Annotated in this window: 13 protein-coding genes; 10 read left to right on the forward strand and 3 right to left on the reverse strand. The window is 48.4% G+C overall.

Annotation, left to right across the window (positions count from 1 at the left end; translation table 11 throughout):
* Positions 1-193: 193 nt before the first annotated feature.
* The 7 genes from ACKX2L_RS10840 (at position 194) to sdaAA (ending at position 6659) form a co-directional block, all read left to right on the forward strand.
* Positions 194-1804, forward strand: coding sequence for a bifunctional metallophosphatase/5'-nucleotidase (locus ACKX2L_RS10840; protein ID WP_497553277.1), 1611 nt, complete (start codon positions 194-196; stop codon positions 1802-1804).
* 15 nt (positions 1805-1819) lie between these two features.
* Positions 1820-2413 (forward strand): dephospho-CoA kinase, encoded by a 594-nt coding sequence (gene coaE / locus ACKX2L_RS10845; protein ID WP_497553278.1) that lies wholly within the window; start codon positions 1820-1822, stop codon positions 2411-2413.
* A 126-nt stretch (positions 2414-2539) separates the two neighbouring features.
* A complete protein-coding gene (locus ACKX2L_RS10850) occupies positions 2540-3337 on the forward strand; it encodes an MBL fold metallo-hydrolase (protein ID WP_497553279.1) in 798 nt (265 codons plus the stop codon).
* A 91-nt stretch (positions 3338-3428) separates the two neighbouring features.
* The gene (locus ACKX2L_RS10855) at positions 3429-3719 is read left to right on the forward strand and encodes an ACT domain-containing protein (RefSeq protein WP_497551445.1); all 291 of its coding nucleotides are present in this window, start codon (positions 3429-3431) and stop codon (positions 3717-3719) included.
* A gap of 15 nt (positions 3720-3734) precedes the next feature.
* On the forward strand, positions 3735-5099 hold the full coding sequence (locus ACKX2L_RS10860; protein ID WP_497553280.1) for a PFL family protein: 1365 nt from the start codon (positions 3735-3737) through the stop codon (positions 5097-5099).
* A gap of 9 nt (positions 5100-5108) precedes the next feature.
* Positions 5109-5771, forward strand: a complete 663-nt coding sequence (sdaAB, locus tag ACKX2L_RS10865; protein WP_497553281.1) for an L-serine ammonia-lyase, iron-sulfur-dependent subunit beta — start codon at positions 5109-5111, stop codon at positions 5769-5771.
* Positions 5772-5786: 15 nt separating this feature from the next.
* On the forward strand, positions 5787-6659 hold the full coding sequence (sdaAA, locus tag ACKX2L_RS10870; RefSeq protein ID WP_497553282.1) for an L-serine ammonia-lyase, iron-sulfur-dependent, subunit alpha: 873 nt from the start codon (positions 5787-5789) through the stop codon (positions 6657-6659).
* Between the two features lie 62 nt (positions 6660-6721).
* Here sdaAA and ACKX2L_RS10875 read toward each other — a convergent pair whose 3' ends face one another.
* Together ACKX2L_RS10875 and ACKX2L_RS10880 are read right to left on the reverse strand one after the other, a co-directional pair.
* Positions 6722-7120 carry an ArsR/SmtB family transcription factor gene (locus ACKX2L_RS10875; protein ID WP_497553283.1) on the reverse strand — a complete coding sequence of 133 codons (399 nt, stop codon included), beginning with the start codon at positions 7118-7120 and terminating at the stop codon, positions 6722-6724.
* A 108-nt stretch (positions 7121-7228) separates the two neighbouring features.
* Positions 7229-8281, reverse strand: a complete 1053-nt coding sequence (locus ACKX2L_RS10880) for an IS30 family transposase (RefSeq protein WP_497553284.1) — start codon at positions 8279-8281, stop codon at positions 7229-7231.
* Positions 8282-8737: 456 nt separating this feature from the next.
* On the opposite strand from ACKX2L_RS10880, the gene ACKX2L_RS10885 reads away from it, so the two are divergent.
* The 3 genes from ACKX2L_RS10885 (at position 8738) to ACKX2L_RS10895 (ending at position 11853) form a co-directional block, all read left to right on the forward strand.
* Positions 8738-9403 carry an energy-coupled thiamine transporter ThiT gene (locus ACKX2L_RS10885; protein WP_497551264.1) on the forward strand — a complete coding sequence of 222 codons (666 nt, stop codon included), beginning with the start codon at positions 8738-8740 and terminating at the stop codon, positions 9401-9403.
* A 290-nt stretch (positions 9404-9693) separates the two neighbouring features.
* Positions 9694-9912 carry a cation transporter gene (locus tag ACKX2L_RS10890; protein WP_497553285.1) on the forward strand — a complete coding sequence of 73 codons (219 nt, stop codon included), beginning with the start codon at positions 9694-9696 and terminating at the stop codon, positions 9910-9912.
* Between the two features lie 27 nt (positions 9913-9939).
* Positions 9940-11853 (forward strand): heavy metal translocating P-type ATPase, encoded by a 1914-nt coding sequence (locus ACKX2L_RS10895; RefSeq protein ID WP_497553286.1) that lies wholly within the window; start codon positions 9940-9942, stop codon positions 11851-11853.
* Between the two features lie 127 nt (positions 11854-11980).
* On the opposite strand, the gene ACKX2L_RS10900 is transcribed toward ACKX2L_RS10895, so the two are convergent.
* Complete coding sequence (locus ACKX2L_RS10900; RefSeq protein WP_497551267.1) at positions 11981-13621, reverse strand: ABC-F family ATP-binding cassette domain-containing protein; 1641 nt, start codon at positions 13619-13621, stop codon at positions 11981-11983.
* Positions 13622-13933: the final 312 nt, after the last annotated feature.

A 13933-nucleotide genomic window follows, 5' to 3' on the forward strand; every position in this document is an offset into this window, starting at 1 on the left:
GGCAGAGAAATTTCCGAATATCCGATCAAAATTAAGACTTTGCATTCAGAACATCCGGCAGGATCCGGAAGAAGGGAGACCTTCTTCCGGATTTTTTGAAATGGAATCGGATGCAGATCGCCAGTGAAATTCGGAAGGAAAATGAAGATGGGACAGCGCCTGTCCACGGATGCAAACAAATAAGGGAATTGTTATGACGAAAAAATTTGATATTTATTTTACAAGTGACAGCCATGGGAAGATTATGCCGGTGGATTATGCCAGTGGGGAGAGAAAGGCCTGCGGCCTTTTAAATCTGTCCGAACAGATCGAGAAAAGCGGGAATACCCTGGTTTTGGATGGGGGCGACAATCTGCAAGGAACTCCCCTTATGACCTATTATCTGGAACATGCATCTTCTTTTTCCTTTCATCCTTGTGCGGAGGGATTCAATGCCTGCGGTTTGGATGCCTATACGCTTGGAAATCATGACTTTAATTTTGACTATGATGCGATTGCGGCGTTCGCAGGGGCTATGAAAGCAGATCTGATCTGTGCCAATGTCGAGGACCTGGGAGGAAAACTTCCCATCAAAAAATGGGAGATCCGGACACTGGAAAATGGTCTTCGGATCGGCCTGACCGGTGCGGTAACAGGTCATGTCAATGTCTGGGAGAAGAAGGAACACTTGAAAAAACTCCGGGTCACAGATCCCGTGTCGGCTTTGAAAGAGGCATTGGATGAGATGAAGGATCTCTGCGATGTCACGGTCTGCATTTATCACGGGGGTTATGAGGAAGCAATGGATGGGAGCCATAAGCTCTTGTCGGATTCGAACGAGAACCAGGCCTGCCGCATTGCCCGGGAGACTTCTTTCGATATTCTTTTGACCGGCCATCAGCATATGGCGGTGGAGGGCTTGGATCTCTATGGGACCTGGACCGTTCAGCCACCGGCCAATGCCGAGAAATTCATTCATCTTTGCGGAGAAGTGGATGGGAAAGGAACTGTCTCTGTCACATCGAAGCTTCTGCCTGTGGGAGATAAGACCCGAAGGGATATCTATGAAAAGCTCCTTCCCCTGGAAGATCTGACCGAAGAATGGCTGGATCAGCCCATCGGCTCCTTTGAAGAGGAATTGACGCCGGAAGCCAAACTGGACTGCGCTCTCTACGGAAGCAAGGTTGCACGCTTTTTCAATGCCGTGCAGTTTTCTTCCATCAATGGATGGGGTGATAATATCCATGATGGTCAAAGCCATGGAGATCGTGGCAATGGAGATGATCCTTCCAGGATCTATGCAGACATCTCTGCAGTAAGCCTTGGGAATCAGCCGATCGGATTTCCCAAGGAAGTCAGTATCCGCGATGTCTATACCGCTTATCCTTTTGCCAATAACACTGTGGTAAAAAGGATCAGCGGAGCGGATCTTAGGGAAGCTTTGGAACGCTGTGCGACATATCTTGATCTGGATTCGGAGGGCAGGCCCTATATTTCCGATGTCTTCATGAAACCCAAGGTCGAGCATTATAATTATGACTTTTACGCAGGGATCGACTATGCATTCGATCTGAGAAAGCCTCGTGGAGAAAGGGTCGTAAGACTTTGCCGCCTGGATGGAAGTCCGATTGCAAAAGAAGACCAACTGAACCTTGTGACCAGCGATTATCGGGCCACGGGAACCGGCGGATATGAGATGATCGGCCGTTGCCCAACCGTCTATACCGGCGCGGATAATGTGCAGGATCTGATCATTGATTATATCAGAAACCACAAACCGGTGCAGATCATGGATAATGTAAGGTTCCGGGTGATTTACGAATAAGAAGCGGGAAAAGATATGCATTTTATTGGAATTACAGGCGGTGTCGGCGCCGGGAAAAGTTTTATTCTGGATCATCTGAGAGATCGGTATGGGGCTTATGTTCTTCGAACGGATGAATCAGCACAGGAACTCATGCTGCCGGGCCATGCCCTGCATAGAAAGCTTATGGAAAATCTGCCGGCATCCTGTTTCCGGCCGGATGGACAGATTGATAAGAAGGCAATGGCAGACTGGATGTATGCGGATCAGAGCCGGATCGAGAAAGTCAACGGTCTGGTCCATCCCGCGGTCATTCAGGAGGTACTGAGACAGAAGGATCTCCTTTTAAAGAAGGGATGCTCTTATTTTTTTGTGGAATCAGCCCTTTTATTAGGGTCCGGTCTGGATTTACTTCTCGATGAGTGCTGGTATATCTATACTTCAGAAGAGATCCGCCGCAGCCGCCTGAAAGACAGCCGGGGCTATTCCGATGCTAAGATCACATCCATTTTCAAGGCACAGTTAGCGGAAGAAGAGTTTCGGAAGCAGTGTTCCCTTGTCATCAACAATAACGGTTCCCGGGAAGAAACGTTAATGGAGATCGATCGGGCCATGCATCGCCTGCAATAGGCCTATACGAATTTGAAAAATGAGATATAATAATACATAAGTATTCAAATTACCTTTCATGCCTGTATGAAAAAAGGACGGTTTTTTAAGAACCGACATGAGACAGTATTAATAACCGGAGCTTTCATGAATATATTCACTATCGCCAGCGGATCCAGTGGCAATTGCATCTGCGTTGGCAACGACCGGCACCATCTTCTGATCGATGCCGGGATCAGCGGGAAAAAAATCGAAGCCGGCTTGAATCACAACGGCCTTACAACGCGCGACTGTGACGGCATTCTAATCACCCATGAGCACATTGACCATGTCAGTGGTCTGGGCGTCATTGCCCGGAAATACAACCTTCCCATCTATGCAACGTCGGCAACGATCGATTGCATCTCTTCTATTAAGAGCCTGGGAAATATAGACCCTGACTTATTCCATCCGATTACTGCAGGGGAATCCTTCGATATCGAAGATTTCTCCATCGATCCGGTCCACATTTCACATGATGCGGCAGATCCGGTTGCCTATGTGATCGCAGATGGAGAAAAGCGGGTCGGCGTTTGCACAGATCTGGGGGTTTATGATGATACGATCGTTCAGCATATGAAGAACCTCAATGCCATCGTATTGGAGGCGAATCACGATATCCGGATGCTGGAAAGCGGCCCCTATCCTTATCCCTTGAAGATGCGGATCCTTTCCGACCAGGGCCATCTCAGTAATGAAGCCAGCGGAAAGCTGCTTTCCAAGATCTTAAATGATCATATGAAACAGATCTATCTCGGCCATTTATCCAAGGATAATAATATCGCGGAACTGGCGGAGATGACGGTATCTCTGGAAGTGACGATGTCCGATACGGACTATAAGGGAAATGATTTTCCCATCGTTGCTGCATCGAGAAACGAGCCATCGGACCTGATCGAGGTCTGATGGACGATATCTTGTAAATGATGGCCGATTGATCAAACCGGCCTGATTTTAGATGTTACATAACTACAGGGAGAAAAGAAGGAGTCTCAACATGGAATTGGAAAAAACGAGTCAGAAAGTGATCATCACGGTTGTCGGCAAGGATACGGTCGGCATCATCGCCAGGGTCTGCACCTATCTGGCGGATACGGGCATCAATGTCAATGACATTACTCAGACCATCTTGAAGGGATTCTTCAATATGATGATGATCGTTGATATGACAGCTTCGAAAAAGAGCTTTGAGGAGGTTCAGAGTGACCTTACGGAACTTGGCAAAGAAATTGGAGTTTCGATCAAGTGTCAGAGAGAAGAAATTTTCGATAAAATGCACCGGATCTGACGGGGAGGAAAGATAATGCCTAGTATCTATGAGGTAGAAGAAACCAATAAGATGATCGAACAGGAAAATCTGGATATCCGGACGATTACGATCGGGATCAGTCTCTTTTCCTGCATGGACAGCGATCTTAAGACCTGCTGTGACAAGATCCATGAAAGGATTACGACCGTTGCCAGAGATCTGGTGAAGACCGGCCTGGAGATCGAGAGGGATTACAATATCCCGATCGTTAATAAGAGGATCTCCGTGACACCGATCGCTACGATCGGCAGTGCCTGCTGCAAGTGTCCGGAAGACTATGTCGAGATCGCAAAGACTTTGGATCGATGTGCTGTGGAACTTGGCGTGAATTTTATCGGCGGTTACAGCGCCCTGGTCAGTAAGGGCATGACAAAATATGACGAATATCTGATCCGCTCGATCCCCAAGGCCCTGGCAGAGACAGAGTATGTCTGCTCCAGCGTTGTGGTCGGTTCCACCAAGACCGGACTCAATATGGATGCCATCCGTCTGATGGGTGAGATCGTAAAGGAGACAGCAGAATATACGAAGGACCGGGATAGTCTTGGATGTGCAAAGCTTGTTGTTCTCTGCAATGCACCGGATGATAATCCATTCATGGCAGGAGCTTTTCACGGGATCACGGAAGCAGATGAGATCATCAATGTCGGTATTTCCGGCCCGGGCGTTGTAAAGACAGCGCTGGAATCCATCCGCGGAGAAAGCTTTGAGGTCCTTTGTGAAACCATCAAGAAGACCGCATTTAAGATCACCCGTGTCGGCCAGCTGGTTGCAAAGCGTGCGTCAAAAATGCTTGGGATTCCTTTTGGAATTATCGACCTTTCTCTGGCTCCGACTCCGGCCATCGGTGATTCGGTTGCAGATATCCTGCATGAGATCGGTGTCGAGTATGCCGGCGCTCCGGGAACCACGGCAGCTCTTGCCATGTTGAATGACCAGGTCAAGAAGGGCGGCATCATGGCGTCTTCTTATGTCGGCGGGCTCTCCGGTGCCTTTATTCCCGTTTCGGAAGACCAGGGCATGATCGATGCGGTAGAGCACAATGCACTGACGATCGAAAAGCTCGAGGCTATGACCTGTGTCTGCTCCGTCGGCCTCGATATGATTGCGATCCCGGGTGATACGCCCGCCAGTACCATTTCCGGAATCATCGCAGATGAAGCGGCTCTGGGCATGGTAAATCAGAAAACGACGGCAGCCCGCCTGATTCCGGTCATCGGAAAGGGTGTCGGTGAAACCGTTGAATTCGGCGGCCTTTTGGGTCATGCTCCAATCATGCCGGTCAATCCTTATTCTTGTGAAGACTTTATCAAGCGGACCGGCCGGATCCCGGCACCGATCCACAGCTTTAAGAACTAGGGGCAGACCATGTTGATATCAGATATCATAGGGCCGGTGATGGTCGGCCCCTCCAGCTCTCATACAGCCGGCGCTGTTCGTATCGGCAATATCGGCCGCCGTCTTCTCGGAACAAATGTAGCCCGGGCAGACATCGGCCTTCATGGCTCTTTTCTTGCAACCGGACGTGGGCATGGAACAGATCGGGCCATTGTTGCCGGTCTGCTCGGTATTTCTGTAGATGACGAACGCATACCTATGAGTTTTGAACTTGCCAGGGAGAAGGGAATGGACTTCGAGATTCATGGAGTAGAGCTCGGTCCCGACCATCATCCGAATTCTGCAAGATTGATCCTGACCGGCGATCAGGAAAAGAAGATCGAGCTTGTTGCATCTTCGATCGGAGGCGGTCGGATCCGGGTCAATGAAATTGATGGGATCGGTGTAAATTTCTCCGGAGAGCTGCCGACTCTGATCGTCCACAATCAGGACAAACCGGGTTATGTCGCCGAGGTGACGTCGATCCTGGAAGCAGAATCTGTGAATATTGCAACGCTTCAGTTGAACCGTTCCAGACGGGGCGGCAATGCTGTTATGGTGATCGAATGTGATCAGGCCGTATCAGAGGAATCCATCCGGCATCTGGAAAGCCTTGACGGAGTCTTACGCGTGACTTATATCGCAGGAGAATGATAAGAGGAAAATACGATGTACGATTCGATAGAAGAGATCATAAGAATCGCGGAAGAAAAGAAGAGAGCTTTCTGGGAGATCGTCCTGGAAGAGGATGCCGGGGCACAGGACATTTCGGAAGAAGAAGATAAAAAGAGGATGCTTTCGACCTATCAGGCTATGGTGGAATCTGACCGTAGTTATGATCCGAATCTTTCTTCGACCAGCGGTCTGGTTGGGCGGGAAGCGAAAAAGATTGCGGATCGGAGAGCCAAAAAGGAGATGATCTGCGGGGATCTGATTGCTGCCGTTATGGAGCGGGCGCTGAGGGTGGCTGAATCCAATGCCTGCATGAAGAAGATCGTGGCTGCACCGACGGCCGGATCTTGTGGAGTTATGCCGGCGGTTCTATTGACCTTGCAGGAGAAGTATGGTTATTCGGATGAGAAGATGGCAGAGGCCTTGTTTGTTGCTGGTGGGATCGGCGGCGTCATTGCCAGCCGTGCCAGTCTTTCCGGTGCAGAAGGCGGCTGCCAGGCTGAGATTGGGGCGGCTTCGGCAATGACGGCAGGTGCAGCGGTCTATCTCCAGGGTGGAAGTGACCGGCAGATCGCAAATGCAGCGGCACTTGCTTTGAAGAGTCTTCTGGGCTTATCTTGTGATCCGGTTGCAGGTCTGGTAGAAGTCCCTTGTGTGAAGAGAAATGTGATTGGAGCTGTGAATGCTCTGACGGCTTGTGATATGACCCTGGCCGGTATTGAATCCAAGATCCCGCCGGATGAGGTCTTTGATGCCATGGGATCGATTGGCCGTAATATGGATGAAAGTATTCGAGAGACCGGGACCGGCGGTCTTGCCGGTACGCCGACCGGGCGAAAGATCCGGTCCATGATGCGGGGCATGGAGTGACCCCTGTCCTCTCGATGATCGGTCTGTAATACCGGTTTGTCTTTCCGGAAAGAGCGACTTTCTTACTCCGGGCAGGAGATCCGTCCGATATCTTCAATCACATGGTGCAGTTTTTGAGCAAGCTCACTGTCGGCTGCCTTATAATACATCTCTTTTCCATGCCGTTCGGATACGATGAGCCCTGCATTTTTCAGAAGTCTTAAATGATGGGAGATGGCAGGACTGCTGGTATCCATGATAGCTGCAATATTGATCACGCATTCTTCTGCATGGCAAAGAAGCCAGAAGATACGCAGCCGCGTTGGTTCCCCCAGCTGCTTCATGGCTTCTGAAACAGCCTGGATCATATCTTCCGTAGGGAGATCATTTAAGATTTCTTCATTGCAGCTGCCATGATGATGGGGCAGCTCTTTGCAGGGAATGGATGTGCGGTTCGTATTTGATTTATTATCATTCTTCATAGGATCTTACCTTCTGGGCCGGCTCTTGTTTTAGCTCCGGCAGGATTTATTATTTATTCTTTATTTTTTATTTTTAGTAAATTGCAATAACAAGTTGGACACCCTCCGCTAGGCAGTAGCCTGGTAGATTCGGTCGATTTCCTCCTCGAAGATTTCATCCGGGGTTCTGTAACCCAGGATCTTCCGTGGGAGGCAATTACACCAGGTCTCCACATCGGAGATCTGCTGACCGGTAAAGTCATCAATCCGCTTACCCTTTGGTATGAACCTTCTGATCAGGCCGTTATGCCGCTCTACGGTTCCCTTATCGCAGGATGTGTAGGGATGAGCATAGTAGACAAGCGTATCAGCCATCTTCTCAAGTTCTGAAAGGTCGGCGAATTCCGAACCGTTATCGGTCGTAATCGTTTTGAACACTTCGCTGAAGTGTTCGCTGTAAGTCTCCTGAAGCTGTTTAATTGCCTTCATGACACACGCTGATGTCTTGTTTGCAACAGGAAGCATCAGGAACTCACGGCTTTTGCGTTCAGCAAGAGTGAGCAGGACCTGGTCATCCCGGGTTTTGGCGCCCAATACGAGGTCACATTCCCAGTGCCCGAATTCCTCACGGGACTCGATCTCTCTGGGACGTTCCTCAATGCTGCGACCCAGCTTTTTCTTGTTGATCCGAACTCTATGTTTCTTGGACTTACGCTTCAGCTTTTCAGGAAGGTTATGGTTCCTGATGCCAAAGAGGCCAAGATCAACATAGCGGTAAAGCGTTTTTGTGCAGACGATCTGCTCTCTGGTAAATTCACCATCGAGAACAGCGCGTCCGGTGCAGGCGTCCAATGACCAGCCATCTTCTGTAAAGTGTTTCAGCACATACTCCAGAAACGCTGATCTGCTCAGGAAGTCATAATGCCGGCAACTGTGCTTTCGGTTGTCCTCATAGGCTTTCTGACCGGCAGACGCCTTATAACGGGTCACATGGCCGTTATACAAGGCAACTGAGCCACGTGCTATTTCGTTCGAGACAGTACTCGGTGAGCAGCCGATCTCACGGGCAATTGCCCGGATGGAGTAGTGGTCTTTAAGACGAATCTGAATAAGAACCCGTTCCTCATACGAAAGATGTTTGCCTTTTATATGGGAAGCTATGGTAGAATGAGAGTAGTCCATGGTGGCGATTCTCCTGTAGAAAGTTTGTTGTGGTGACTTACATTCTACCAAAGATCCTGCCATGGATCTTTATTTTATTCAGATGTCCAACTTCATTTTACAATTGGCGATTTTTTATTTTTTATTTTTTATTTCAAGATTTGTTTATTTCTATTTCTATTATAGCTGATTGACCTCTTGTTGGACAGAAAGATGCTTGAGGCGGTAAGATGGACAAATGCTATTCGGATCCGATGGCACGGATCAGATTTAACAGCAAATTTGACAGAATGAGGTCACATTGATAGGATAGAAAACGGTTGTAAAATTTAATTAACGCTGGGGGCGCATTCCGCTGAGAGGTGGGAATCTCATGGATTTCCACTGACCCTTACCTACTTGATCCGGATAATGCCGGCGAAAGGAAGCTAGTCATCAAGGAATCTCCCTCAGTGCGTGCACTTAGGGAGGTTTTTTATGTCTATTTTGATTAAGAAAATGGAAGATGGCACATTTATGCCTACGACAGCCGGCTATACACTGCTCGTTATTTTGATGATTGTGATCCTGATTCTGGGAAATCTGATCTTCAATCGCGGGAAGAAATTAAGCGCCAGGCAGATCGCATTTTCCGCAATGGCAATTGCCCTTGGCTTTCTTACTTCCAATATTAAGCTGATCAAGATGCCGATGGGCGGATCGGTCACCCTTCTTTCCATGCTCTTCATCGCTTTGATCGGTTACTGGTTCGGTACAGCCAATGGCATCATGGCAGGCATTGCCTATGGTATTCTTCAGCTTCTGATCGATCCTTATATCCTAAGCTTTCCTCAGATGCTGACAGATTATATTCTGGCTTTTGGAGCACTGGGACTTTCCGGACTCTTTTCGAAGTCCAGAAATGGCTTGATCAAGGGATATATCGCAGCTGTACTTGGCAGATATTTCTTTGCATTCCTGTCTGGCTGGATCTTCTTCGGTATGTATGCAAGTGACTATGGATTTAAGAGTGGTGTGGTTTATTCTCTCGCATACAATGGAGCTTACCTTGGACTGGAAGCTGCAATTACACTCGTTGTTCTTGCTATTCCATCCGTTCGAAGAGGATTTGAAACCGTAAAGCATCTGGCAGTAGGAGAGTGAAAGTTTTTTCAACCATTTCCACATGCCAGTGAGAGAAATAGTACCCATTGAAACAATGACAATCGGCACCCGTCTTTCTGAAAGGAGAGGCGGGTGCCGATTTTAGTAAAGCTTGCCGGAAAAGGAAAAGTGAAAGGGGAAAAACTTCCGGAGTCTGCGAAGAAGCACTTGACGACCAGAAGATCCGGTAGTATATTTTAAGTAACAATTAAACAAACGTTTAATTGTTTGCCGTATTAAAAGGTCCGAAAGATTAGACAGGACTTGCAGAAATCACAGGAGAAATGATTATGAAAAAGACTTACAAGATCGATGTGGATTGTGCGAACTGCGCAAATGAAATGGAAGAGGCAGTGAAAAATGTAAATGGCGTCAAGGATTGTGTGGTTAATTTCATGACCTTGAAGATGAAGGTTGATTATGAAGACGGCGTTGATCCGGATCAGATGCTGCCGATTCTGAAAAAAGAAATTGATGCTTCCGGAAGTGATGGAGTGATCCTGGATTAAACCGCCTCTTAGGTGAAAGGAAGAAATATGAATAAAAAGCAGAAAATCAACCTGATCAGGATCCTGATTTCAGCCACACTGATGGTTGTCTTATATTTCCTTCCGGTCCATGGCCTGATTCGCTTTCTTCTCTATCAGATTCCCTATTGGATCGTAGGATATGATGTCCTGCAAAAGGCCTGGAAAAACATCCGGAAGAAAAAACCTTTTGATGAGCATTTCCTGATGGCGGTTGCAACGCTTGGAGCCCTGGGTCTTGCAGTCTATGAAAGCATTGTTTTAAAAAAAGACGGCGATTATATCGAAGCAATCGCTGTTATGCTTTTCTATCAGGTGGGAGAGTGGTTTCAGTCCTATGCGGTGGGAAAGAGCCGGAAGAATATCGGAGAACTTATGGACATCCGGCCGGATTATGCCAATATGGACGACGGGAAGGGCGGTCTTGTCAAGGTTGACCCGGACGATGTTGCAATCGGAAGCCTGATCACGGTAAGGCCCGGAGAGAAGATCCCGATCGACGGCAAAGTAGTCGAAGGAACTTCCCTCCTGGATACCTCGGCCCTGACCGGTGAAAGTCTGCCAAGGTCCGTTCATCCGGGAGATGATGTGATCAGCGGCTGCATCAATACGTCCGGCCTCTTAAAAATTCAAACCAGTAAGGAATTCGGTGAATCTACGGCTTCGAAGATCCTTGAAATGATCGAAGATGCTTCCTCCCGGAAATCCCGTTCCGAAGCCTTCATCACAAAATTTGCCCGCGTCTATACTCCGGTCGTCGTCTATGCGGCAATTGCTCTCGCTCTGGCACCAAGTCTTTTGATCTGGCTTTTGTCCGGTCGGTTTACATTTATCACATGGCTCTACCGGGCCCTGATCTTCCTTGTGATCAGCTGCCCATGCGCTCTTGTGATCTCGATTCCCCTGTCCTTCTTTGCCGGGATTGGCGGCGCCAGCAGGGCCGGCGTCCTGATCAAGGGATCGAATTTTCTGGAGCGTCTGTCAGAAACGAAGACCTTTGTTTTCGATAAGACCGGAACCTTGACCAAGGGTGTTTTTGAAGTAACGGCAGTGCATCCGGAAGTTCTGGATGAGAAGGAACTGCTGCATCTGGCAGCTCATGTCGAGCATTTTTCCACGCATCCGATTGCGAATTCCCTGCGTCTTGCTTATGCCAAGTATGGAAGCGAGGAGGACGGCTGCGAAGTCAGCGATGTCACAGAGATCGCAGGTCGTGGCGTCAGCGCAAGGGTCAATGGAAAGCAGGTTTCCGTTGGAAACAGTAAACTGATGGATGCAGTCGGTGCTGACTGGCATGATTGCCATCAAAGCGGGACCATTATCCATGTGGCGATCGACGGCGTCTATGCAGGTCATATCGTGATCTCGGATGTAGTGAAAGAGCATGCCGGCGAAGCAATCGGTCTCCTCCATGGCATGCAGATGAAAACGGTGATGCTGACGGGAGATCGGAAGGCAGTCGGCGAGGCGGTCGGCCGGGATCTCGGCCTGGATTCTGTCTATACAGAACTTCTTCCTCAGGATAAGGTTCAAAAGATTGAAGATCTGATGCAGGAGCGGAAAGATCCGAAAGATGCGGTCGCCTTTGTCGGAGACGGGATCAATGATGCACCGGTCCTTTCCCGGGCGGATGTCGGCATTGCCATGGGTGCGATGGGATCTGATGCGGCGATTGAATCTGCGGACATTGTTCTTATGGATGATGATCCGAAAAAGGTCTGGACGGCGATTGGCATTTCGAAGAAATGTATGCGGATCGTACGGGAGAATATCGTCTTTGCGATCGGTGTGAAGATCCTTTGTATGATCCTGGGCGCGACAGGCCTGGCAGGAATGTGGATCGCTGTGGTCGGCGATGTCGGCGTTATGATCGTCTGTGTATTGAATGCCATCCGCTGTTTGTCAGTGAAGAAATATTTATAAAAATATCTATAAAAAATATCTATTAATAAATATCTATTAAAAGAAGCTGCAGCTTCCTTGCGGAAACTGCAGCTTCATTTTGTCTGAAAATGGATCTGTCTTTTGAATGAGATCGGAATGAGATCAGTCAGTCATCCGCCTCTTCATCGGAAGTCGTGGAGAATACGGTCCGCTTCCGGGCATCGGCATCGGCTTCCAGATAGTCATCATAGGTGCCGACCTTATCGATCATGCTTCCGTCCGGAAGGATCTCGATGATCCGGTTTGCAGTCGTCTGTACGATCTCATGGTCACGGGAGGAGAAGAGAATCACACCGCTGAATTTCTGCAGACCGGTGTTCAGAGCAGATATGGATTCCATATCCAGGTGGTCGGTCGGCTCATCCAGAATCAGAACATTGGATGCTTCGATCATCATCCGGGAAAGGAGTACCCGGACTTTTTCACCACCGGAGAGTACCCGCATCTTCTTGACACCATCTTCTCCTGCGAAAAGCATGCGGCCAAGGAAACCTCTGACATAGGAAGCGTCTTTGATCTCAGAGAACTGGGTCAGCCATTCCACGATGGTCAGATCATTGTCGAAGATCTTGGTATTGTCCTTAGGGAAGTAAGACTGGCTGGTGGTAACGCCCCATTTGTATTCACCGGAATCTGGCTTTAATTCCCCGGTCAGGATCTGGAAGAGAGCAGTTTTTGCAGCTTCATTGGATCCGACAAAGGCGATCTTGTCGTCGTGATTGACATGGAAGGTGATATTGTCAAGGATCTTCTTTCCATCGACAGTCAGGGAAATATTATCGACATTTAAGACCTCATTTCCGATCTCACGCTGAGGGCGGAAATCGATGTAAGGATACTTCCGGCTGGAAGGACGAATGTCGTCGAGCTCTATCTTTTCCAGTGCCTTCTTACGGGAAGTCGCCTGCTTACTCTTACTTGCATTGGCAGAGAAGCGGGAGATGAATTCCTTCAATTCCTTGATCTGCTCTTCCTTCTTCTTATTTGCTTCCTTCCGCTGCTTGATAATGAGCTGGGAGGATTCGTACCAGAAATCATAGTTTCCGGCATAGATCTGAATCTTGCCGTAGTCGATATCGGCGATATTGGTGCAGACCTTGTTCAGGAAATACCGGTCATGGGAAACGACGATGACGGTATTTTCAAAATTGATCAGGAAGTCTTCCAGCCAGCCGATGGCATCCAGATCCAAGTGGTTGGTCGGCTCATCGAGAAGAAGAATGTCAGGACTTCCGAAGAGAGCCTTGGCAAGAAGGACTTTGACCTTGATCGCCATAGGGAGATCCTTCATCATCTGATAATGATATTCATTATCAACGCCAAGTCCGTTCAGGAGAGATTCGGCATCGCTTTCGGCATTCCAGCCATCCATCTCGGCAAACTCGGTTTCGAGTTCCGATGCCCGGATGCCGTCTTCGTCTGAGAAGTCCGGCTTTGCATACAATGCATCCTTTTCCTGCATGATGTCATATAGTCTCTGATTTCCCATGATGACAGTATTTAAGACGGTATAATCGTCATATTTGAAGTGGTCCTGCTCGAGGACAGAAAGCCTCTGACCGGGAGTGATAATGATCTCGCCGGACGTGGGCTCGATCTTGCCTGAAAGAATCTTCAGGAAGGTGGACTTTCCGGCGCCGTTGGCACCGATCAGACCGTAACAGTTACCCTCGGTAAACTTGATATTTACATCCTCAAAGAGGGCTTTTTTACCGAAACGAAGAGAAATATTGCTTGCCTGGATCATGATTTACCTTTCTATAGTTGAAACAACATTTCCTATTTTATAGAGTTTTCCGGTGAAATCAAGTGGCAGGAAAAATTTTCACACAAGCTTGTTAAGACGGAAGGCCGGTCGGATCCGTTCTGTATTTGAAATTAAACAGTGGAATCGACCGTCGCTCTATTGATTTTTCACAATGAAAATCCTAATATAATCCCATCTTTGACACCTAAAAAGCCGCAATCCCAGTATACATCTAGGATTCCGGCTTTGTTTTTATCTCGCGAAAAGCGTAATGCTGCGTAAACTTGTCTGAAATGGAAGCCTTGCCTACGG

The organism is Porcibacter vitabionis (genome assembly GCF_046263795.1).
GTDB lineage: Bacteria > Bacillota > Clostridia > Lachnospirales > Lachnospiraceae > Lachnocurva.